General features: G+C 52.4%; 18 protein-coding genes. 5 read left to right on the top strand and 13 right to left on the bottom strand.

Translation table 11 applies throughout. The features are described from left to right. Positions 1–32 precede the first annotated feature (32 nt). The 3 genes from HMPREF0645_RS00310 (at position 33) to HMPREF0645_RS00300 (ending at position 4,250) form a co-directional block, all read left to right on the top strand. Positions 33–2,408, top strand: a complete 2,376-nt coding sequence (locus tag HMPREF0645_RS00310; protein WP_007172773.1) for a TonB-dependent receptor — start codon at positions 33–35, stop codon at positions 2,406–2,408. A 30-nt stretch (positions 2,409–2,438) separates the two neighbouring features. Further along, positions 2,439–3,518 carry a 4Fe-4S binding protein gene (locus HMPREF0645_RS00305; RefSeq protein WP_007172772.1) on the top strand — a complete coding sequence of 360 codons (1,080 nt, stop codon included), beginning with the start codon at positions 2,439–2,441 and terminating at the stop codon, positions 3,516–3,518. An 81-nt stretch (positions 3,519–3,599) separates the two neighbouring features. Next, on the top strand, positions 3,600–4,250 hold the full coding sequence (locus HMPREF0645_RS00300) for a nitroreductase family protein (protein ID WP_007172771.1): 651 nt from the start codon (positions 3,600–3,602) through the stop codon (positions 4,248–4,250). A 448-nt stretch (positions 4,251–4,698) separates the two neighbouring features. Here the strand turns inward: HMPREF0645_RS00300 and HMPREF0645_RS00295 are convergent, their stop codons facing one another. The 3 genes from HMPREF0645_RS00295 to HMPREF0645_RS00285 form a co-directional block, all read right to left on the bottom strand. Further along, the gene (locus HMPREF0645_RS00295; RefSeq protein ID WP_044123184.1) at positions 4,699–5,280 is read right to left on the bottom strand and encodes a LutC/YkgG family protein; all 582 of its coding nucleotides are present in this window, start codon (positions 5,278–5,280) and stop codon (positions 4,699–4,701) included. 14 nt (positions 5,281–5,294) lie between these two features. Beyond that, on the bottom strand, positions 5,295–6,668 hold the full coding sequence (locus HMPREF0645_RS00290) for a lactate utilization protein B (protein WP_007172768.1): 1,374 nt from the start codon (positions 6,666–6,668) through the stop codon (positions 5,295–5,297). Positions 6,669–6,744: 76 nt separating this feature from the next. Continuing rightward, complete coding sequence (locus tag HMPREF0645_RS00285; protein ID WP_007172767.1) at positions 6,745–7,485, bottom strand: (Fe-S)-binding protein; 741 nt, start codon at positions 7,483–7,485, stop codon at positions 6,745–6,747. 116 nt (positions 7,486–7,601) lie between these two features. On the opposite strand from HMPREF0645_RS00285, the gene HMPREF0645_RS00280 reads away from it, so the two are divergent. Further along, positions 7,602–9,668 (top strand): DNA topoisomerase 3, encoded by a 2,067-nt coding sequence (locus tag HMPREF0645_RS00280; protein ID WP_007172766.1) that lies wholly within the window; start codon positions 7,602–7,604, stop codon positions 9,666–9,668. Between the two features lie 69 nt (positions 9,669–9,737). After that, a complete protein-coding gene (locus HMPREF0645_RS00275; RefSeq protein ID WP_044123095.1) occupies positions 9,738–10,979 on the top strand; it encodes a D-alanyl-D-alanine carboxypeptidase/D-alanyl-D-alanine-endopeptidase in 1,242 nt (413 codons plus the stop codon). A gap of 423 nt (positions 10,980–11,402) precedes the next feature. Here the strand turns inward: HMPREF0645_RS00275 and HMPREF0645_RS00270 are convergent, their stop codons facing one another. From HMPREF0645_RS00270 to HMPREF0645_RS00225, 10 genes are all read right to left on the bottom strand, one after another. After that, complete coding sequence (locus tag HMPREF0645_RS00270; protein ID WP_007172763.1) at positions 11,403–11,792, bottom strand: fluoride efflux transporter FluC; 390 nt, start codon at positions 11,790–11,792, stop codon at positions 11,403–11,405. 68 nt (positions 11,793–11,860) lie between these two features. Then, positions 11,861–12,412, bottom strand: coding sequence for a hypothetical protein (locus HMPREF0645_RS00265; protein WP_007172762.1), 552 nt, complete (start codon positions 12,410–12,412; stop codon positions 11,861–11,863). A gap of 38 nt (positions 12,413–12,450) precedes the next feature. Then, positions 12,451–13,680, bottom strand: coding sequence for a BaiN/RdsA family NAD(P)/FAD-dependent oxidoreductase (locus tag HMPREF0645_RS00260; RefSeq protein ID WP_007172761.1), 1,230 nt, complete (start codon positions 13,678–13,680; stop codon positions 12,451–12,453). A gap of 1,172 nt (positions 13,681–14,852) precedes the next feature. After that, positions 14,853–16,145, bottom strand: a complete 1,293-nt coding sequence (locus HMPREF0645_RS00255) for a DegT/DnrJ/EryC1/StrS family aminotransferase (RefSeq protein WP_007172760.1) — start codon at positions 16,143–16,145, stop codon at positions 14,853–14,855. Positions 16,146–16,173: 28 nt separating this feature from the next. Then, complete coding sequence (locus tag HMPREF0645_RS00250; protein ID WP_007172759.1) at positions 16,174–17,115, bottom strand: GNAT family N-acetyltransferase; 942 nt, start codon at positions 17,113–17,115, stop codon at positions 16,174–16,176. Then, positions 17,103–17,513, bottom strand: coding sequence for a sugar 3,4-ketoisomerase (locus HMPREF0645_RS00245; protein ID WP_007172758.1), 411 nt, complete (start codon positions 17,511–17,513; stop codon positions 17,103–17,105). The genes HMPREF0645_RS00250 and HMPREF0645_RS00245 overlap by 13 nt, the downstream gene beginning before the upstream one ends. A 4-nt stretch (positions 17,514–17,517) precedes the next feature. Then, complete coding sequence (gene purT, locus HMPREF0645_RS00240; RefSeq protein ID WP_007172757.1) at positions 17,518–18,699, bottom strand: formate-dependent phosphoribosylglycinamide formyltransferase; 1,182 nt, start codon at positions 18,697–18,699, stop codon at positions 17,518–17,520. A gap of 4 nt (positions 18,700–18,703) precedes the next feature. After that, positions 18,704–19,198, bottom strand: coding sequence for a metallophosphoesterase family protein (locus HMPREF0645_RS00235; protein WP_007172756.1), 495 nt, complete (start codon positions 19,196–19,198; stop codon positions 18,704–18,706). Then, the gene (locus tag HMPREF0645_RS00230) at positions 19,195–19,857 is read right to left on the bottom strand and encodes a cytidylate kinase-like family protein (RefSeq protein ID WP_007172755.1); all 663 of its coding nucleotides are present in this window, start codon (positions 19,855–19,857) and stop codon (positions 19,195–19,197) included. Before HMPREF0645_RS00230 ends, HMPREF0645_RS00235 begins: the two co-directional genes overlap by 4 nt. Beyond that, positions 19,850–21,136: MATE family efflux transporter (locus tag HMPREF0645_RS00225; RefSeq protein ID WP_007172754.1), on the bottom strand; the 1,287-nt coding region annotated here is incomplete at its 5' end. The genes HMPREF0645_RS00225 and HMPREF0645_RS00230, both read right to left, overlap by 8 nt.

The raw sequence follows: 21,136 nt of genomic DNA, 5'->3' as shown, positions 1-21,136 counted from the left end.
ATAATCGGCTGTGACTTTCGTTATTGTATCGTATGAAGCAGAGAATCCTATTTCTAACGCTACTCATTGCCTGCGCGATTGGCGCATCGGCACAAAGCTTCACCCTCAGGGGACGCGTGAGCGATAGCGACAACAACCCGGTGGAGCTTGCCAGCGTGTCTTGCCCGTCCCAGGGCAAAGCCACAGTGACCTCGCTCAAGGGCGAGTTCAAGCTCTCGTTGCACTCTGCCGACTCCGTTGTGGTGAGATTCTCAATGCTCGGTTACAAGACCAAGACGCGAGTGCTGCGCAACCCCAAGGGCACCCAAACCCTGCAGATTGTGCTCTATGAAGAGACCGGCACACTGGGCGAAGTGAATGTCACAGGGCAAAAGATTCAGTCGGGGCAGACCCAAGAACTTTCCACCGAAGAACTCAAGTCGATGCCTTCGACCACAGGCAATGCCGTGGAAGAACTTATCCAGAGTCAGGCCGGCGTATCTACCCACTCCGAACTTTCCTCCCAATACAATGTGCGAGGCGGTTCGTTCGATGAGAATTTCGTCTATATTAATAATGTAGAAATATTCCGCCCGTTCCTCGTGCGCAGTGGTCAGCAGGAGGGATTGTCAGTTATCAATCCCGACATGGTGGGCAAAATTGGTTTCTCTACGGGAGGTTTTGAGGCCAAATACGGCGACAGGATGTCGTCGGCACTCGACATTACCTACCGCCTGCCCAAAAGATTCGAGGCCAACGTCACCGCTTCGCTACTCGGCGCCAGTGCCTATCTGGGCTTTTCGAACAAGAAATTGGCTTGGTCGAACGGTCTGAGATACAAAACCAACAAGTATCTTCTGGGGTCACTGGAAACCAGTGGAGAGTACAAACCAGACTTTCTGGATTATCAAACTTACCTGAGCTATAAGCCCAACAAGCGTTGGAGCATAGCCTTTTTAGGCAACATCTCTGACAACCACTACAACTTTAACCCCAAGGATCGTGAGACAAAGTTCGGCACATTGGAGAACGTGAAGGCCTTCAAGGTGTATTTTGACGGACAGGAGAAAGACCTCTTCCGCACCTACTTCGGCACGCTCGGCATCACCCGACACTTCGGCGACTCGACGTCGGTGACCCTCTTGGGGTCGGCTTACAACACGAGGGAGTCGGAACGCTACGACATCCAGAGCCAATACTGGCTCACACAAACCGAGACATCGGAAAACCTCGGTGTGGGAACTTATTTCGAACATGCCCGAAACTACATCAAGGCACACATGGAAAGCGTCAAACTCATGCTCCGACACACCGCCAAACAACACAACATCGAGGGAGCCTTGACCTACAAGCGGGAGCATATCGAGGAGAAATCCACGGAGTATGAAATGCGCGATTCGGCCGGATACAGCGTGCCCCATACGGGCAAAGACCTCTATATGATCTACTCCCTGCGTGCCCGAAACCAGCTCAGCAGCAACCGTCTCGAGGTATACTTGCAAGACACTTGGCGTTTCCGTTCACGCGGAGAGCACACGCTCTTCACGCTCAACTACGGTCTCCGGTTCGCCCATTGGAACTACAACAAAGAGTCCATCCTCTCCCCCCGCATATCATTGGGCGTCATACCGCCTTTCAACCATAACATCACCATGCGCTTTGCAGCCGGTTTGTACTATCAGTCCCCATTCTTCAAGGAACTGCGCGACACGTCTACAGTGAACGGCCTGACATCCGCCCGCCTCAACAACAAAATCAGAAGCCAGCGCTCCATACACTTCATCACGGGCATGGACTACCGGTTCACAATGATGAACCGCCCCTTCAAGTTCACCGCAGAGGCCTACTACAAACTGCTCGGCAACCTCGTACCCTACTCGGTCAACAATGTCAAGGTAGTGTATTACGGCAACAACTTAGCCAACGGCCATGCTGCGGGCGTAGATCTCAAGATTTTTGGGGAGTTCGTTCCCGGCACCGACTCGTGGTTGTCGCTCTCGGTGATGGACACCAAGATGAAGCTCAACGGCGTGACCATCCCCATGCCAACCGACCAACGATACGCCATCAACCTGTTCTTCACCGATTATTTCCCGGGTACCTCACGTTGGAAAATGAGCCTGAAGCTGTCTCTGGCCGACGGCTTGCCCTTCTCTGCCCCACACCGAGAACTGGAGAGCAACAGCTTTCGCGCACCGGCCTACAAGCGTGCCGACATCGGCATGAGCTACCGGTTGCTCGACAATCAGGACCGCTCGCGCAAAAGCATCTTTCGCAACATCTGGCTCGGCGTTGACTGCCTCAACCTCTTTGGTATGAACAACGTGAACTCTTACTACTGGATTACCGACGTCACCAACCAACAGTATGCCGTGCCCAATTTCCTCACGGCGCGTAGGTTCAACGCCAGGGTTCAATTCGAATTTTAATACTCGTATTCTATTGTCAGAAAACGACTTATGAAAAAGATAGAACAAATCATGCTACTGCTCACTTGCCTTGCCATCATGGTGGTTTCTGCCATGCAGCGCGATGGCAAGATATGGGGGCACGACATGGCCAAGACAGCAAGCACCGACACCACGGCCTCCGACAGCATCAACCCCGTGACCACACTCAGCGATGGCACCACCGTTATCAACACCACCACGCTGGCCAAAGACATCCTGGGTTATGTCGGCACCGTACCTTTGGAAATCCACCTGAAAGACGGAAAGATTAGCCAAGTCAAGGCACTGAAGAACAACGAAACGCCCGAATTTTTCGATGAGGCCAAGAAACTGCTTACCTGGTGGGACGGCAAAACGCCGGAACAGGCGCTCGCCCATCGACCGGATGCCGTGAGCGGAGCCACCTTCTCCTCCAATGCCATCATCGGAAATGTGCATGCCGGACTGCGGTATGCGTCAGCTCATGCCAGCGATACGTCCGCCAGCATCGCACCCAGCCTCACCTCCAAGACCGTCGTCGGACTGATCGTGGTGCTCATGGCTGCCATCATTCCACTGTTCTTCCGCAACAAGACCTACCGCACCATCCAATTGGTGCTCAACGTTGTGGTACTCGGACTGTGGTGCGGCACATTCATCAACTGGTCGCTCCTCGTGGGCTACACGTCGAGCGGCATCAACTTCTGGGCGTCGCTCATCCCCATCATCATGCTCGTCACCGCATTTGTTTACCCGCTTTTTGGCCGGAAGGATTATTATTGCATCAACATTTGTCCCTTCGGCTCTATCCAGGACTTGGCCGGAAAAGCCAACCATAGGAAACGAAAGCTCAGCAACAAAGCCATAAAATATCTGAGATACTTCCGACAAGCCCTCTTCGCTGCCCTGATGATACTCATGCTCACGGGCGTGAGCTTCGAATGGATGGACTACGAGGTCTTCTCGGCGTTCATCTTCCGGTCGGCCGCCACGGTGGTCATCATCATGGCCGTAACGTTTGTGTTGCTGGCCATCTTCGTGCCACGCCCTTACTGCCGCTTCGTATGTCCCACCGGAACACTCCTCAAACTCGCCGAGGGCAACAGATAGTGGCAGACCTCGGCATGCCGCAGCGCATCGTGAGCACCACCCCGACAACCCGTAACAATCCAACAATCATAAAAAGATACAATGAAAGCAAGTTCACTGTTAAGTCTGATATTGGCCATAGCCCTTGTCATTGTTTGTGGCAAGATGGTGGCAGGTGGAAACAACAAGGAAGCAGTCGACACCGAAACGAAGACCGACTCCGTCACCAATCCGGCCATCGACAACCTGATGACACGCGTCAGTGTGCGTGCCTTTCAGGACAGAGCGGTGGAGGACAGCAAGATCGACACCTTGCTCCGAGCCGCCATGGCAGCCCCGACTGCCGGCGACAGGCGACCCTGGCGTTTTGTGGTGGTGACCGACAAGGACCAGTTGAAGGCCATCGCCGCAGCCAACCCGTATGCTGCCTTCACGGCCAAGGCTCCGCTGGCCATCGTGGTCTGCGGCGACATGCGCAAGACTTTCGACGGCGAAGGCAAGGACTACTGGGTGCAGGATGCCTCTGCCGCATCCGAGAACATTCTCCTGGCTGCTCACGCCATAGGACTTGGCGGGGTGTGGACAGGTTGCTATCCCGTCAGGGAACGTTGCAAGGCTCTGGCCAACGTGCTCGAACTGACAGACGAGGTGATTCCCTTGAACGTCATCGTGATTGGCTATCCCTCACAAATTCCCGCCGTGAAAAACAAGTGGGATGAGGATTTGGTGTCCTACGATGCCTACGACGAGTAGTGTAATCAACACCCTCCGCCCCGCACTTTTACCATACCAAATATATCAACAAACTGTTGCCCAAATTTCGTGTATTCTGCACCAAGGATTCTCCTTTCACCAATGCGCGAAATTTGAGCATATTTTGTAAACCTTTGTAAATCAACGCCTTGCCATTATTGTGGCAAAACGGTACTGTTTTTCGTTCCCATTACGCCCGCGACTACTATCTAATCATGGTGCGAAAGAGCCCTATTCATCGGACGTCTACGGCTCTTTCGCCTCACGACCAAAGCCTTATCGCACGGCCATGAAGGCCCAATCGCAAGGCCTTGAGATTTTTCAGGTCATCTCAAACGAAAATCTTGCTCAAAACATGGCGCATTTTTCTCTGAATGCGCCGAAAACAATCACCGATTTTCGGTATTTTAATCTTACAAAAAGGAAATCCTGTTTGGAAGACGCAGCACTATGAGAGAACAAGCACCGTAACCCCTCTTGCCGCCTGAGCGCCCAAGACAAGAGCCTGCTCGATGTCGGCCGTCTTGGATGGTCCGCTGATAAAGGTACCAAAATTATATCGCTCGTCCATCTTGATTTTGGCGTATGCCTCGTGCATGTTGTGCACAATGTTTTGCTTGTAAAGCACAATAACCAAATACTCCGAGATGAAGCACACCACCCGTTCCTTCATGGTCTGCGGAACCCAGATGCATCCATTCTCAGCCACGCCCACCGTGCCCTGCACAATACCCACGTCGGTGCCGTTGAGTTCGCCGGCTTCTGCCACGGTGTCCGGGTTCTTCTGGGCTATGGTAATAAAGGGCAAGTTGGAGGCAAAAGTCGTGACATCGGGGTAGAGATTGCGTATCATCTGGTTCAGGTCGTCGGTCATCCTGGCTCCAAGCACCCTTGCACCGGAGAGCTCGGTGGCCTCCACAAACTTTCGGTAAACATCGGGATAGGTTATTCCGTCGATGTTCATATCGGGCATGTCGTACTGCTTGTAGGTGTTTCGCCGAAGTTTTTCAAACAAATCTTCTTTCTTCATAGGGTATATTCCGGTTATTTCTTGTTTTGGCTTTTCCACCATTCATGGAACGATTGCCTGGCAAACTTGGGCATGGCATGGCCAATGCCCCATGGGTTGAGCTTGCGGGAGCGGGTGAGTGCTTCCGGCACGTAGTTAGCCAGCGGTGCAAACTTCAGAGCTGTGGTATAGAGTTCGGGGTTGTTGTATAGCAGGCTCATGCCTTTCGACATGACCTTTTTCATCTGATCCGACTTGCCGAGCGCATCAAGCTCCTGCCGCCAATAATAAATCTGCGACCCGGGCTCCAACTCTACGGGGCAAACCTTGTCGCAACTGAGACAGAGTGTGCAGGCCGAGACGTTGTCGCTGTATTTCACGGGGTCTGCCAGCATACCCAGGTTGATGCCGATAGGGCCGGGAATAAAATAGGTATAGCTTGGTCCGGTAGACCTGCGATATACGGGACAGGTATTCATACAGGCTCCACAACGAATACATTTCAGTGTTTGCCAATGCTGCTCGTTAGCCAGAATGTCGCTTCGCCCGTTATCCAAGAGCACGACGTGCATTTTGCCTCCAGGCCGTGCCTGACGGAAATGAGAGGTGAACGTGGTGGTGGGTTGTCCGGTGCCGCAGCGGCAAAGCAGACGTTGGAAAACGGCTAAGCTTTCGTAGTCGGGCACTAATTTTTCGATACCCATGGTCACAATGTGGAGTTTCGGTATCGAGGTTGCCATGTCAGCATTCCCCTCATTGGTGCAAACCACCATGTCACCCGTCTTGGCCACACCGAAATTGCAACCGGTAAGGCAAGCCTGGGCTTCGAGAAACTCGTTGCGCAGATTCTTTCGGGCACAATAGGTAAGGTAGGTAGGGTCGTAGTTGCCCACTTCCTTGGAGATGCCCTTGGCCTCGAACATCTTACCCACGTCTTCACGCTTGATGTGGACAGCCGGCACAACGATATGTGCTGGGGCCTTGCCCATGAGTTGAAGAATACGCTCGCCGAGGTCGGTTTCCACCACATCGATATCCCGTTTGCTCAGATAATCGTTCAGGCCGCATTCCTCGGTGAGCATGGACTTCGATTTCACCAACTTGTCTACCTGGTTGGTTACAAGTATGCCATAGACTATCTCGTTGAGTTCTTGGGCATTTTTCGCCCAATGAACCACCACCCCACGGCTTTCCAGCTGATTTGAAAATTCCTCCAAATAGTCGGCCAGGTGGGTAATGACGTGCCTCTTGATATCGGAGGCATGGTTTCTCAGCGACTCCCATTCAGGAAGCATCCCGGCCATGATATCGCGAAAAGTGCGTATCGACCAGAAGGTTTGGTCGTGTCGGCTTACATCGTCATAATCCTTGAGGACCTCCCGTGCTCTCTGTGAATGTATTGTACTCATATTCCTAATTCAAAGTGATTGGCAAGCTCAATGACTCATTAAATTCATCGTTGACCATGCGATACATGGCGAATAGCTAAATCCCAGCTGCCAATATCTGTGACACATGAATGAATTTAATATCTTTTTTCTGTTTCTTGGCGAGTCCGGCCATGTGCATCAGGCACGACGAGTCGGGTGCAGTAACATATTCCGCCCCCGTGGCCATGTGTCGTTCTATCTTGTCGCTACCCATACGGATCGACACGTCGGGCTCCTCGACGGCAAACATCCCGCCAAAACCACAGCACTCGTCCGGCCGCTCCGGCTCCTTGACGGTGATGCCCTGCTTAAGCTTCAGCAAGTCGACGATCTTGTTGAAAGGTGCGATGTGCTGCTCCGAGGGCGACGACAGTCCCAATTCCCTCACCCCATGACAGCTGTTGTGTACACTCACGATGTGGGGGAAGCTGCCCGGTAGTGACTTGATTTTGATCACATCGTGCAGAAATTCCACGATGTCCATGGTTTTTGCGGCGCTTACACAAGGGTGGTCTTCGCCTTTCAGCAAGTCGGGATGGAAGTAGCGCACGTAAGCGGCACACGATGCCGACGGGGCTACCACGTAGTCGAACTCCTTAAACATATCGTCGTATTTCCGGGCGAGTGGGCGGGCCATGTCCTCGAATCCGCCATTGGCCATAGGCTGTCCGCAGCAGGTTTGTTTCTCGGGATAGCTCACGTCGAGACCTAAATAACGAAGCAATTTAAGAGTTGCTATGCCGGTCTCGGGGTAGAGAGCGTCGACATAGCAAGGTATAAATAATCCGATTTTCATAACGTTTTTGTTCGAACTGTCAATCAAAATTACGTAAAAATTACGATTATACTATTGATTTGGCATTATTTAACTAAAGTTTTTAGTAACTTTGTGCCCCAAGATATGCTGAAATTATGATAGTTTGTATTGCGGAGAAACCCAGTGTGGCACGAGATATCGCGAGGATTCTTGGCGCGAATGTGTCCAAGGATGGCTATATGGAAGGCAATGGCTACCAAGTGACCTGGACTTTCGGTCACCTGTGTGAGCTGAAGGAGCCCAACGACTATATGACAAACTGGAAGTACTGGACACTGGCAGCCCTGCCCATGATACCGCAACGTTTCGGCATAAAACTCATTCCCGGGGAAAGTATTGAGCGCCAATTCAAAACCATTGAACGCCTGTATAGTCAGGCCGAGATGATTGTGAACTGCGGTGATGCTGGTCAGGAGGGTGAGTTGATCCAGCGATGGGTGATGCAGTTGGCCCAGGTGAAGTGCCCGGTGAAGCGACTTTGGATTTCGTCGATGACCGATGAGGCTATCAAGGAGGGCTTCAACAACCTGAAAGAACAGAACAATTACGAGAGCCTTTACCTGGCAGGACTGTGCCGGGCAATCGGCGACTGGGTGTTGGGCATGAATGCTACACGGCTCTACACGCTGATGTATGGTCGCAACCGCCAGGTACTGTCGGTGGGACGGGTGCAGACTCCGACGCTCGCCCTGATTGTGAACCGGCAGAAAGAGATAGACAATTTCAAGCCGGAACCCTATTGGGTGCTGTCCACCATTTATCGCGACACGCTTTTTACCGCCACATCGGGCAAGTATTTGTCCAAGGAAGAGGGTGAGAAAGACTTCGCCACCATCGATGGAAAACTCTTCATGGTGACAAGTGTGCAGAAAAAGCAGGGCAAGGAAATGCCCAAACAACTCTACGACCTCACTTCATTGCAGGTGGATTGCAACCGCAAGTTCGGGTTCTCGGCAGAGATGACGCTCAACCTGATACAGGGACTCTATGAGAAAAAACTCACCACCTATCCACGTGTGGACACGCAATATCTTTCTGACGACATCTATCCGCAATGTCCAAACATACTGAATGGTGTGAGCCAGATGACGACAGCGGGGAAAAAACCCTATCTCGACATCATCAAAACGCTGGCAGGCATGGCAGCCAAACTGCCCAAGCCCAAGCGCGTATTCGATACCTCGAAAGTGACTGATCACCATGCCATCATCCCCACGGGACAGGTGGCGACCGGGCTTACCAACTTCGAGCTCAAGGTTTATGACCTGATTGCCCGTCGCTTTATTGCGGCCTTCTATCCCGATTGCAAATTCTCCACGACAACTGTGCTGGGAAAGGTCGACCAGGTGGAGTTCAAAACAACAGGCAAAGAGATTCTGGACCCGGGGTGGCGGACCGTTTATTCGAAGGACGAGGAGCAAGATGAGGAAGATGCCAAGAAAGCCGACGAGGAGCGTACCCTGCCCACATTCGTGAAGGGAGAGTCGGGAGAACACCAGCCTACGCTGACCGAGAAACAAACAACTCCGCCTAAATACTACACCGAGGCTTCTTTGCTCAGGGCCATGGAGACGGCGGGGAAGTTTGTGGACGACGAGGAGCTCCGCTCTGCCATGAAAGAAAACGGCATCGGCCGCCCGTCATCGCGCGCGGGAATCATCGAAACGCTCTTCAAACGCCACTATATTCGGCGCGAGCGTAAGAACCTGGTGGCCACCCCAACGGGCATCCAACTTGTTGACACGATTCGCGAACGTCTGCTCACAAGCTGTGAACTGACGGGTATTTGGGAGAAGAAACTGCGCGACATTGAGGCACGCCAATACAGCCCCGAGCAGTTTATCAACGAACTCAAAGAGCAGGTCACAAGCATCGTTCAGGATGTATTGCACGACAACAGCAACCGGCAGATAGACGTTGTTGAGCAGAAACCTGCACCCAAACCGGCCGACTCAGCCAAGTCCTCAGCCCAACCGTCTGCCACCAAACGCAAACCGAAGTCCGGAAAACGCAAATCTGCGGCCACGGCAACCCCGGCGGTGAAAGAAGGAGACGCATGTCCCAAGTGTGGAAGGGGTCATGTTGTTAAGGGGAAAACAGCCTTCGGATGCTCCCGATGGCGCGAAGGTTGCGACTGGCGTATGCCTTTTAAAAAACTCTAATAGAACAGAAACCGGCAGCAAGAAGCCTTTGCATAACGCTGCACGGACACCAAAAAAGAACATAACAGATTGAAGTCAACTCATCAATTCTATATTTCCATTCTGACATTCCTTTGCCTGTTTCTGGCAACGGGATGTGGCAGTGACAAGAAAACCAACACCAGCTCTTTTAATTCATCCGCAGCACGCCCACCCGAAACAGTGGACACGGCCCTGCAAAACCGCCTCGATGCCTTTGGAAAAAAGCCAAGGGTGAAAGGGCAGTTTGCTTTCCACGTGTACGACCTCACTGTGGACAAACCCGTATATGGCCTCAACGAAAACCTGGCCATGTCGTCGGCATCATGCATGAAACTGCTCAGCGGTGTGGCCGGACTACATCTCCTCGGCACAGACTACATGTACGAAACGGGCGTATACACACGCGGGCAGGTGAACAACGGACTGCTTCAGGGCGACGTGGCCTTTCGCGCCGGCCTCGACCCACAGTTGCAGGCGCCTGACTTGGCCAAGTTCGCTGCAGCGGTGAGGCGTCGGGGCATCACCAAGATAGGCGGCAAACTGTATGTCGACCTCACCATCACCGAACCCGTGGAAAGCGAGGAACACTGGTTTCCATGGGATCTGAGCTTTTCGCGCTATGGCATTCTCTACAAAGGTCACGAACATGCCATCAGGGAACTCAAGTATGCCATGCGCGCCCAAGGCATAACCGTGGCCGACAGTCAGATGGTGCTGGGCGACATGCCCAAGGGAATGCACTGCGTTTACCGTCTCCTCAGACCGATAAACCATGTCACCCGCCGCATGTGGAAGAACAGTTCCAACACGCAAGCCACGGCCATGCTCTACACCATTGGGCATCGGGTAAACCCTCGAGCCAATCCCGTGCTGGCCGGCGTAGACTACCTTCGCGGCTTCATGCGCGACTCACTCGGACTGAAAGACTCCGCCCTCGTTGTTCACGACGGCTGCGGACTCTGCATTCACAACCACTTGTCGCCCCTCGCCCTGACCACCATTCTGCGCTTCGGTCATCGTCACAGCCCCATATACGAGCGATTGTACAACGACCTTTCCATTGCCGGAGTGGACGGAACCATACGGCGCGAGATGACGGGCAACAAGACGCGGGGGAAAATCCGCGCCAAGACGGGTACCCTGTCGCATCCTTACGGCATCAGCTCGTTGGCCGGATACTGCCGTGGCAGCAACGGCCATTTGCTGGCGTTTGCCATCATGGACACGCAGATGTCGGTGCTCGATGCGCGCGTATTGCAACGAAAGCTATGCGAAGCGTTGGTGGAATAACAACAAAGCAAGACTCCAACGAGCCTTGCTTCTATCTTTATTCTGTCATTTTCAGTTTGATGCTTGAGAGTAGGTTCCCGCCTCACGGCGTTCGCCAACTATCTCGCGTCAATGTGTTATCCTAATCTTTTATAAAACCTTAAATACTAATAACCTATGTTCTGAACAATCTTCTGTTCACTTTAATGAAAACTAAAAACCTAATTAAACTACTAACCTATAACCTAAATGATTCTTTACTTAATGATATTGCAAAGATAGGGCTTTTAGGCTTACACTCCAAATCCAACCCCTTATATTTAACCCATTTCAACATTTTTGTGTCCGCGCACAACATCTATTAACGTTTAAACTACACTTTTACCGTTAACGGCGCAGCGTGTCGGCCTTTTCGACTCAGGCTAAGACCACGTCAGGCTCAGCCTACAGCATCTTTGCAGCCTCATGGCCGCCTATCATGGCAAGAAAGCCAACCACCAAACTCGATACCACATAAAGGGCCAGATAGACAAAGTTGTCTTCTTTCATCAGCGTGGAACTCTCTTTCATAAAGGTGGAAAACGTGGTGAATCCACCACAAAAGCCCGTGGTCAGCAAGAGTTTAGTGGTTGCCGACACCCCTCTCCCACCCTCTCCGGAGGTAAGGGAAAGTCCTGAGACAAAACCAAATATCAGGCAGCCCAGCACATTGACAGCAAAAGTGCCGAGGGGGAACGGAACAATGGAGACAGCGCGGAGCGCCCCGGACACCAAAAAGCGCATGCCGCCACCGAAGAAACTACCTATACTTACGATAAAAAACTCTTTCAACATTCGATCAATTCATCCGTTTCAAAAGTTCGCTTTTGCAAAATCTGAATGGGCAAGACAAGTCGCGGAAATCAGTCATGTCCACCTCCCAGCTGGGTCATGTGGTAACCCATGCGCCTGAGCTGCATGGCTGCACCCATGAGATACATCTGGTGCAGAGCCGCCACAAAAGCACGGAAGGCACTTTCGGTGCCCGGTTCCAAGTTCAGCCGGCACATCAGGCCATACACCCTTGCCGAAGCCTCTCTCACCACGGCCTGCAATTTCTCAGCTCCGGCATCGTCAAGTCGCAGCACCTCACCGCGAACATAGTCGTCCAAATGGTCAAAACCGGACTTGTCGCGAAGGGTTGTATACAAATCCTCCTCCTTCTGATAGCGCTCCCAGTCCTCGTCCCAGAACTTGGCCACGGCCATACCGACATACATCACCCATCCCAGCGCAACCGTGGGATAGGTGTTAAACTCGCGAATGGCATCGGGCAAATAGCTCTCGCCTATCTTGCCCCAGAGCGCCTCAATGTCGGGTGCTTCGGGCAGACGCTCATCCACCTCACCCTTTCTTCCAAGATATTCGGACAGGTTGGTCCGAATCATGGTCTCGTAATCTGCTTTCAGTTCCATATCTGCTATCTATTTACGGTCACTTTCCTAATCGGCCATCAGTCGCCGGCGATATGTCGCCCCATCACATAGCCGGTGGTCCAGGCCGCCTGCAGGTTGAACCCTCCGGTAATGGCATCGATGTTGAGCACCTCGCCGGCGAAATAGAGGCCGCCGCACCGTTTGCTCTCCAACGTGTTGTAGTCCACATCGCGGAGCGACACGCCACCACACGTCACAAACTCGTCGCGGAAAGTTCCCTTCCCATTAATCCGATACGTGTCGTTGGTCAGCGTTTCTGCCAGGCGGTTCATACTCTTGGTTCCCAACTCTGCCCACCGCCGGTCTTCGCTCAGGCTCGTCTTTTGCAACAGGTATTGCCACAGGCGGGACGGCAACCCGAACGGGCGCACGGACAGCAGTTGTTTCTGCGGATGCATGTTAACCTGCTGTTGCAACTCCTGCCACACAGTGTCGCGATGGAGTTCGCCCAGCCAATTGACCGCCACAGCCGATTGGTAGTTGCACTCCTGCAGGTAGCGGGCCGCATACGATGACAACTTGAGGATAGCCGGACCACTCATGCCCCAGTGCGTGATCAGCAGAGGCCCCTCGCTGCGCATCTTGGTTCCGGGAATGGAGGCCAAGACAGGGCTGACCACCGTTCCCATCAGCGCAGAGAGTTCAGGGTCGTTGATGTGAAAGGTGAAGAGCGACGCAATGGGTTGTTCCACATCATGACCCAGTTGCCGAAGCATGAGAAAATCACCCGTCTTGGGCATGCCACCCGTGGTGACGGCCACTCTGTCGAAATGTTCCGAATCCGCATCATCAAAAAGCACAGTCCAGCCACCTCGGCTGTCCACCTTTGCCCCGACAACCTTGCGGCCGGTCAGCACACGCACGCCCTGCCTGTGGGCTTCGTCCACAAGACAACGCACCACACTCATCGCATCCTGCGACTGCGGAAACACACATTGGTCGTCCTGCGTGACAAGCTTCACGCCGTGATCCTCGAACCACCGGAACGCATCGCGATGGTCGAACTGGTTGAACAGTCTCTTCATCAGCCTGAACCCACGCGGATAGGCTTGCCTGAGATCGTGTATCTCCTCAAACGAGTTGGTCAGATTGCAGCGACCACCACCGGTGATGGCCACCTTGCCCAATACCTTGGCCGATTTCTCGAGAATCGTAACCTCGGCATTAGCATTCTGCTCCTTGGCTGCTATGGCCGCAAAAAATCCGGCTGCACCACCGCCAACTATCGCCACTTTCATCTTCCTCATACGCTATGCGGGTCAGTAGGTGTTCAAAAATCAGCGCAACAATATCGCTCCTCCTTTTCCCATTCCTTTCGCATTGAGCACGCATCTGAAACGCCACCTAACCTGCCTGCAAAGTTAGCCATAACTATCGAGAATCTGCAGTTTTGAGGGCAAGAATCAAACAAATCACTCTCTCGTGACATGGATGTCGTGGCATAGTCTCCTATCGTTTTCAGTTGCACACCCTAACCGGCATAGTACAACCTGCATACCTACCGGCTTATTCAACGTCATGGCGCATGACGAGAGGACTTGCACATTTGTATTCTACTTGAGTGACAACGATAGATGTAAAATCAATTGGTCAAAAACTGATGATTTTCTTTGTTCCTTTCAGAGAAAAAGACGCCATGTTTCGATCGGGAAATTCGGTTCGGCACACCGCAAATTCTGACGTAGCACGGCGATTGGGACTTCATGGTGGTGCGGTTAGGGCTTCGCGGTCATGCGACGAAAGTCTTGTCGTCATGCGACGAGGCTCTAACCGCACTGCGATTCGATATGTAATCGCGGATGACAAAATGAGACTCCTTACGTGTAATTTGCTAAACCGCTGATTATTAACGGACTACGAATAACGCGAATTTCTCCAATTTCAGAACGGAGAGGGTTGAGTTTTCAAATAAACGAAATTTTAAAGGACGAATGTCTTAATAATTCAAAATTCATAATTCATAATTAGGCTAACGCGCTGTGATTCAAAATTATTCGCAAGCTCTCAACTCGTCACAATTTACAATTCACAATTGGCTGGCGCGTTGACCCTTTCCTCTTTCCTCTTTCCTCATCCCTCTTCGTTCTTCACTCATAATTAGGCTGGCAAGGGTTGTGGAGATATTCTTAGATTGTTTGCGAAGCAAACGAATAGATTTTCTGCGATGAGCTTTATGTTCATGAAAAGATATTCTCTGGATATTCTAAGATTCGGCAAAGTCGAGCGGAGGGATTTTTTAATTCATAATTCATAATTCATAATTAGGCTGACGCGCTGTGATTCAAAATTATTCGCAAGCTCTCAACTCGTCAAAATTAAGCTGCGCGTTGACTCTTCATTCTTCACTCTTCACTCTTCTTTCTTCACTCTTCACTCTTCTTTCTTCACTCTTCTTTCTTCACTCTTCATTCTTCACTCTTCACTTTTCTTTCTTCACTCCGAAGTCGTTTATCGCCCTACAAACATCCTCTACTTGCGCATCCGTCATGGTCTGGTTGCACGGAATGCTCAATTCGCAGCGGTGGATGTGCTCGGTGATGGGCAACGACAGGGCGTTCCACTCCCAATAGCACGCCTGCTGATGTGGCGGAATGGGATAGTGGATCATCGTACCAATGCCCTGTTCTCCCAAATATCGCTGCAAGTCGTCGCGACGCTCGCACAGCACGGGAAAGATATGATACACACAATCCTCGTTGCGCCAACGACCGGAGACATCGGCCGGCACGGCCGCCCTCCACTCCGCCTTGCCGGGAAGCACTATCAAGGGATTGTCGATATGGGTGTAATAATAGTTGGCGATGGCCTTGCGTCGCGCATTTTCCTCATCGAGATACTTCAACTTGACACTCAGCACGGCCGCCTGTATTTCGTCCAAGCGACTGTTCCGACCCAGAAACGGGAACACATACTTCTTGCTCGACCCGTAATTGCCCAAAGCCCTGACCGTGTCCGCCAATGTCCTGTCGCTGGTCGTCACGGCTCCGGCATCCCCGAGCGCCCCCAAATTCTTGCCGGGATAAAACGAATGGGCAGCCGCATCACCCAAGGAACCAGTGCAGGGCAATTCACAATTCACAATTTTCAATTCACAATTAGGCGAAGCGGAGGGGGGTAATTCACAATTCACAATTTTCAATTCACAATTCGACCTACCCTTCGTTGCTCCTAATTGTGAATTGAAAATTGTGAATTGTGAATTGCCACACCCTTGCGCCTGCGCATTGTCTTCTATCAATTTCAGCTGGTGTTGCTCGCAGATACGTTGTATGGCGGGTGTCCAGGCATTTCGCCCATAGAGATGAACTAAGAGAATGGCGCGCGTACGAGACGTGATCGCCTGCTCTATCAGCGTGTCGTCGAGTTGCAGGTTATCCGCCCGAGGTTCTACCAAGACAGGGGTAAGCCCATTCTCCGTAATTGAAAGTATGGAGGCAATATACGTGTTGGCCGGCACGATGACCTCGTCGCCGTCGTGGAGAACGCCCAACTCCTTATAGGCACGGAAGATGAGTGTCAGGGCATCGAGGCCGTTGCCACAGCCCACACAATGCTGCGTACCGATGTAATCGGCATATTCCCTTTCGAACCGGGCGTTGGCCTCGCCCTGAAGATACCAGCCGGAGTCCACCACACGTGCCACAGCCTCTTGTATTTCGTCACGATGCAGGGCCGTGACAGCCTGTAGGGAAAGATAAGGAATCGTGTTCATCTATATAATAAGGTTGGTTGGTTTGGATTTATACGTCCCACTCATACCAGTCGTAGCACACGCCGCGCCCGCCAAAGCCCTCCTTCTGATAGACAAGACCCTCGTTGAGCACCCGTCCCCGTTGTTCATTGGAGGTACCGAAATCGAAATACGGGCAGTGGCGATAGTCTTGCGTGAGAATGGTTCGGAATATCGCGTCGACAACATGCGCACGCTTACCCTCTGGCGAGGCCGATATATACTGCGCGTGAACGACACGCGGCGTGACATAGAGCAGAGCCCCTCCCAGCACCTCGTTGCCGAGCCGGGCAGTGTAGAGTTTGATGTTGTCGGGAAAGGCGGCATACAGTCGTTGAATCTCCTCGAGCGTATGCACCGGTGTGGCCTGGTGGGTGGTTTTCAGGTTATCGGTGAGTATGTTCCAGAACAGTGCAAAGTCGGCATCTCGCTGCGCGACGACCACCCCATGCGTGTGCGCCTTGTTGGCACCATAGTGTCGGTCGCGACTCCATTTCGGAGCATTTGCCTGATTGACAACAGACGCGACATTCCTGACCGTCAGCCGCGCCCGGCAAACATTGAACACAGCATACAAATCTTCCTCGGCCGGCAACCGATGGTAGATCCAAGGCGTCGGCTTGTAGACAACACGATGGAAGTCGTGGGCACGAAGGTAGTTGTTGATGTGGCGGAAAATGTCGCAAACCTCTGCCGCCCCGGTCTTATCAAGCGTGAGCAACCCACCATAAGTCAGTCCTTGGTGCGACCACAACACGCCAGCTTCCTGATTGGCCGGAAGCACGGCGACGAGCGCATCGTTGCTCCAGACCATCAGCGAATGGTCGTGGAAACGATCGCTGTGATAGTCCATATAGTCGCGGCAAAACAAAAACGTACCTTGCCTGGACCGTGCAACGAAATCGTCCCAAGCCGTCTTCCGATCAGCAGTGTATCGTGTTATTTCAAACATGAGTTCACATAGTTTCTATATTCGTCATCATCACGAATATAGTCCTCCTCGTCGAAGGGAAGTTCTGCCAGCACAAGGCACACGGCTCCCGACGAGAAATCTTCCAGCGTACGCCACACTCCGGTCTCCACCAAAAGTCCTTGGTAGGGGTGGTTCAGCAGGAAAGAAGATTTGTGCTCGGTGTCGTCCAAAGTGACCGTGAACGACCCGCTCACGGCAACGATAAACTCGCGGCAGCGCTTGTGGGCATGCCCGCCCCGGTGTTCGCCCGACGGTACATCATAAACCCAATACACCCGGCTGATAGGAAAAGGCACATTCTTGAATTGCTCAACCACCGTGAGATTGCCCCGGGGATCCAATATCTTGGGGAGGTCTATGATTTCACCTAATTTCATACGCTTATTTTTTCATATATGGGTCTGTTCCCAACACCGTTTTCGCCAGCCGCTTGGCCTTGTCGCGCAGGCAGTTCATGTCGCTGCCCACCTCGTCGTAGCACAGCACCACGCCCATGCGACGGCCAACATGAGCCTGCGGTTTGCCAAAGATACGAACCCGCGCACGGTCTTCGGCACACACTTCTTCGAGCTGATAATCCAAGGGTGTGTCGGACTCGACGGGCGAGAGCACCACCGCCGACACACCGTGATGTTCCAAGTGGATAGCCGGGATAGGCAGACCCATGACTGCACGGAAATGCAGTTCAAACTCGCTGAGGTTGGTACAGTGGCTGAGGGTCACCATACCGGTGTCGTGAGGCCTCGGACTAAGCTCCGAGAAGATGACTTCTCCCTGCTTCGTCAGGAAAAACTCCACACCCCAGAGTCCGGCTCCGGTCAGTGCCTTGGTCACTTCGTCGGCCATGTGTTCGGCTGTTTTCAGGGCTTCATCAGGAATGTGGAAAGGCATCCAACTTTCTCGGTAATCGCCGCCTTTCTGGACGTGTCCAATCGGAGGGCAAAACAAAGTCGTTCCGTTCTGTTGTGTAATGGTGAGCAATGTGAACTCGGAATCGAAGTCGATGAACTCTTCGATGATCACCTCCTTCACATCGCCGCGGCCCTCTTCCATCGCCTCGCGGAAAGCTTCTTCCAACTCTTCCTCGTTATGCACATAACACTGACCGTGCCCGGAGGATGACATCAGAGGCTTGACCACACACGGATAACCGATTTGGTCGGCGGCATGCTTGAATTCCTCAAAGGTTTTGGCATAGAAATACTGGGCTGTGCGCAGCCCGAGCTCGCGTGAAGCCAAGTCGCGGATAGCCCTCCGGTTCATCGTGTAGTTCGCCGCGCGGGCCGAGGGGACAACCTGTATGCCCGCCTTTTCAAAATCGAAAAGGCGCTCGGTGCGAATGGCCTCAATCTCCGGCACAATGATGTCAGGCTGATGCCGTTCCACCACGGCAGTCAAGGCGTCGCCGTCGAGCATGGAGAACACCTCACATTCGTCGGCCACCTGCATGGCCGGTGCATGCTCGTAATGATCGCATGCCACTACATATTGTCCGGCCCGCTTGGCCGCTATGACAAATTCCCTGCCCAGTTCGCCTGAGCCTAATAATAGTATCTTCTTCATCGTGTTATCGTTTTCCCAATGTTATAACCTCACAATCCGTGAATTGATTGTCCTCGACGGTCAGCCTGACGAGTGTTCTATCCTTGTGCCACCCCGTCTTTCCCGCTGCACCGGGGTTGATGTGCAAGAGATTGAGGCGCTTGTCGGGCATGACCTTGAGAATGTGCGAGTGTCCGGAGATGAACAACCGGGGCGGATTGGCACGCAACTGCGCCGCTATCGAACGGTCGTATCTGCCGGGGTAGCCGCCAATGTGGGTCATTAGCACCTCGATGGAGCCGACCTTCAAACGGAGCACCTCGGGATAGCGCGCACGCAACTTGTCGTCGTCTATATTGCCATGCACGGCCCTGAAAGTAGGCCTCATCGCTTCGAAACGGTCGGCAACCTCGGTGCTACCGATATCGCCGGCATGCCACACTTCGTCACAATCGGCAAAGTAAGTCTCGAACCTGTCGTCCCAGCAGCTGTGGGTGTCGCTGATAATTCCTATTTTCATTTGCCTTGAGCTTGATTCGGCTGGTTGTGCTGCCCGTTCAGGTTAAATCTCCTGCGGATGAAATCGGCAATAAACGCCGATGTCCCCTCAACGCCCAGCAAACTCGAATTGATGCACAGGTCGTAGCTCTCAGAATGTCCCCACTGTTTGCCGGTATAGTAATTGTAATAAGATGCCCGGTCGTCTTCCTGATGAGTGATGTATTTGCGTGCAGTGGCTCTGTCCCAACCATGCCGCTTGCACACACGCTGAATGCGTTGGTCCATGTTGGCCGTGATGAAGATGTTGACCGTGTTCTTGTAGTTGCGCAGCACATAGTCGGCAGTTCTTCCCACGAACACACAGTTTCCCTGATCGGCAGCCTTGCGTATCGCGTTGCTCTGGAAGAGATAGAGATTCTCCTGGGAGAAATTGTTCTTATAGAAATTGTTGTCGCCCAACAAAGGCATGTGGACATGGAACAAAGATTTCAGGAAGCCCTTCTTCTCATCATTTTGTTCAAAGAACTTCTCACTGAACCCGCTCTCCTTGGCCGCAAGATTCAGCAACTCCTTGTCGTAGAAGGAACATTCGAACTCGTCGGCCAGTTGCTTGGCAATGATTCGCCCACCCGATCCGATTTGGCGGCCGATGTTAATAATCATTTTGGGTTTATCCATGATGTTGTGATGTTAATTGCTGATGGAATCTCTTCATGAATACAGCCAGAACAATGGCTGCGACAACAGCCGCGACGACGTCGGATGCCGGCAAGGAATACCATACGCCGTCCACTCCGAAGAATCTCGGAAGCGTTGCCAAGAGCGGCAATAAAAAGAGTAATTGTCTGGACAAAGATAGGAATATGCTGATCTTGACCTTTCCAATGCATTGGAAAAAGTTGGTAACAACCATCTGGAATCCAATCATAGGAAAGAACAGCATGTTGAGGCGGATACCCCTGACCGACAGGCGAATCAGTTCGCTGTCAGATGTAAACATCCGCGCACAGAAATGGGGAAGAAACATGGCTATAAACCAGCCGAAGGTCATGATGCACGTGGCAACGATAATGGAGAGTTTCAGCACGCGCATCAAACGGTCAAGCTGCTGACTGCCGTAGTTGTATCCCGCGATGGGTTGCATGCCCTGGTTGACACCGAAGACGAACATCACGAAAACCGTTCCAATGGAGTTGGCTATGCCGTATGAACCCACAGAGAGGTCGCCACCGTATTTCACAAACTGGTTGTTCATGAAAATAACAATGATACATGCACACACATTCATCATGAAAGGAGAGATGCCAATCTCTAAAATATTCTTGACCAAAACCTTTTTCAATCGGTATATTCCCGGTTTCAGATGCAAAAACTCACGTTTGTTGGTCAGCAAGCGCATCTGATAAATCAAGGCCAGCGACTGTGAAAGAATTGTGGCGAAGGCTGCCCCGCGTATTCCCCAGCCAAACCATAGAATGAAAATCGTAACGAAGATAATGTTCAACACCACAGTGACGATCGTTGCTCGCATGGCTTGGCGAGGCTTTCCAGCTGCTCTGAGTACAGCGTTCATGCCAAAGTACAGGTGTGTCACGGCATTACCCAGAAGAATGACTTGCATGAAACTCCGGGCGTAGGGGATCGTTTCGTCGCTGGCACCGAAGACGCGGAGAATGGGATCGAGAAATATAAAACAGACCAGACCAAAGCAAATACCCACAAGCAGCGAGAGCGTAACCGTATTGCCCAGCAGGTGCTCGGCCGTGCGGTAGTCGCGTTGTCCCAACTTCACGGAGATGGCCGTGGAGGCTCCAACGCCCACAGCTGCACCAAAGGCAGCAGAGAGGTTCATAAAAGGAAATGTGATGGCGAGTCCGGAAATGGCCATCGCCCCAACCACCTGACCAATAAAAATGCGGTCAATAATATTGTACAGGGACGATGCGGTCATCGCTAT

The organism is Hallella bergensis DSM 17361, assembly GCF_000160535.1.
GTDB classification, from domain to species: Bacteria; Bacteroidota; Bacteroidia; order Bacteroidales; family Bacteroidaceae; genus Prevotella; species Prevotella bergensis.
The sequence above is the reverse complement of the archived record's forward strand: the minus strand, read 5'-3'. Positions and strand labels throughout refer to the sequence as shown.

Excerpts from the sequence above, each read along its gene's own strand:
- HMPREF0645_RS00310 (WP_007172773.1), top strand. The coding sequence starts at position 33 with ATGAAGCAGAGAATCCTATTTCTAACGCTACTCATTGCCTGCGCGATT.
- HMPREF0645_RS00305 (WP_007172772.1), top strand. The coding sequence starts at position 2,439 with ATGAAAAAGATAGAACAAATCATGCTACTGCTCACTTGCCTTGCCATC.
- HMPREF0645_RS00300 (WP_007172771.1), top strand. The coding sequence starts at position 3,600 with ATGAAAGCAAGTTCACTGTTAAGTCTGATATTGGCCATAGCCCTTGTC.
- HMPREF0645_RS00295 (WP_044123184.1), bottom strand. The coding sequence starts at position 5,280 with ATGAAGAAAGAAGATTTGTTTGAAAAACTTCGGCGAAACACCTACAAG.
- HMPREF0645_RS00290 (WP_007172768.1), bottom strand. The coding sequence starts at position 6,668 with ATGAGTACAATACATTCACAGAGAGCACGGGAGGTCCTCAAGGATTAT.
- HMPREF0645_RS00285 (WP_007172767.1), bottom strand. The coding sequence starts at position 7,485 with ATGAAAATCGGATTATTTATACCTTGCTATGTCGACGCTCTCTACCCC.
- HMPREF0645_RS00280 (WP_007172766.1), top strand. The coding sequence starts at position 7,602 with ATGATAGTTTGTATTGCGGAGAAACCCAGTGTGGCACGAGATATCGCG.
- HMPREF0645_RS00270 (WP_007172763.1), bottom strand. The coding sequence starts at position 11,792 with ATGTTGAAAGAGTTTTTTATCGTAAGTATAGGTAGTTTCTTCGGTGGC.
- HMPREF0645_RS00265 (WP_007172762.1), bottom strand. The coding sequence starts at position 12,412 with ATGGAACTGAAAGCAGATTACGAGACCATGATTCGGACCAACCTGTCC.
- HMPREF0645_RS00260 (WP_007172761.1), bottom strand. The coding sequence starts at position 13,680 with ATGAGGAAGATGAAAGTGGCGATAGTTGGCGGTGGTGCAGCCGGATTT.
- HMPREF0645_RS00255 (WP_007172760.1), bottom strand. The coding sequence starts at position 16,145 with ATGAACACGATTCCTTATCTTTCCCTACAGGCTGTCACGGCCCTGCAT.
- HMPREF0645_RS00250 (WP_007172759.1), bottom strand. The coding sequence starts at position 17,115 with ATGTTTGAAATAACACGATACACTGCTGATCGGAAGACGGCTTGGGAC.
- HMPREF0645_RS00245 (WP_007172758.1), bottom strand. The coding sequence starts at position 17,513 with ATGAAATTAGGTGAAATCATAGACCTCCCCAAGATATTGGATCCCCGG.
- purT (WP_007172757.1), bottom strand. The coding sequence starts at position 18,699 with ATGAAGAAGATACTATTATTAGGCTCAGGCGAACTGGGCAGGGAATTT.
- HMPREF0645_RS00235 (WP_007172756.1), bottom strand. The coding sequence starts at position 19,198 with ATGAAAATAGGAATTATCAGCGACACCCACAGCTGCTGGGACGACAGG.
- HMPREF0645_RS00230 (WP_007172755.1), bottom strand. The coding sequence starts at position 19,857 with ATGGATAAACCCAAAATGATTATTAACATCGGCCGCCAAATCGGATCG.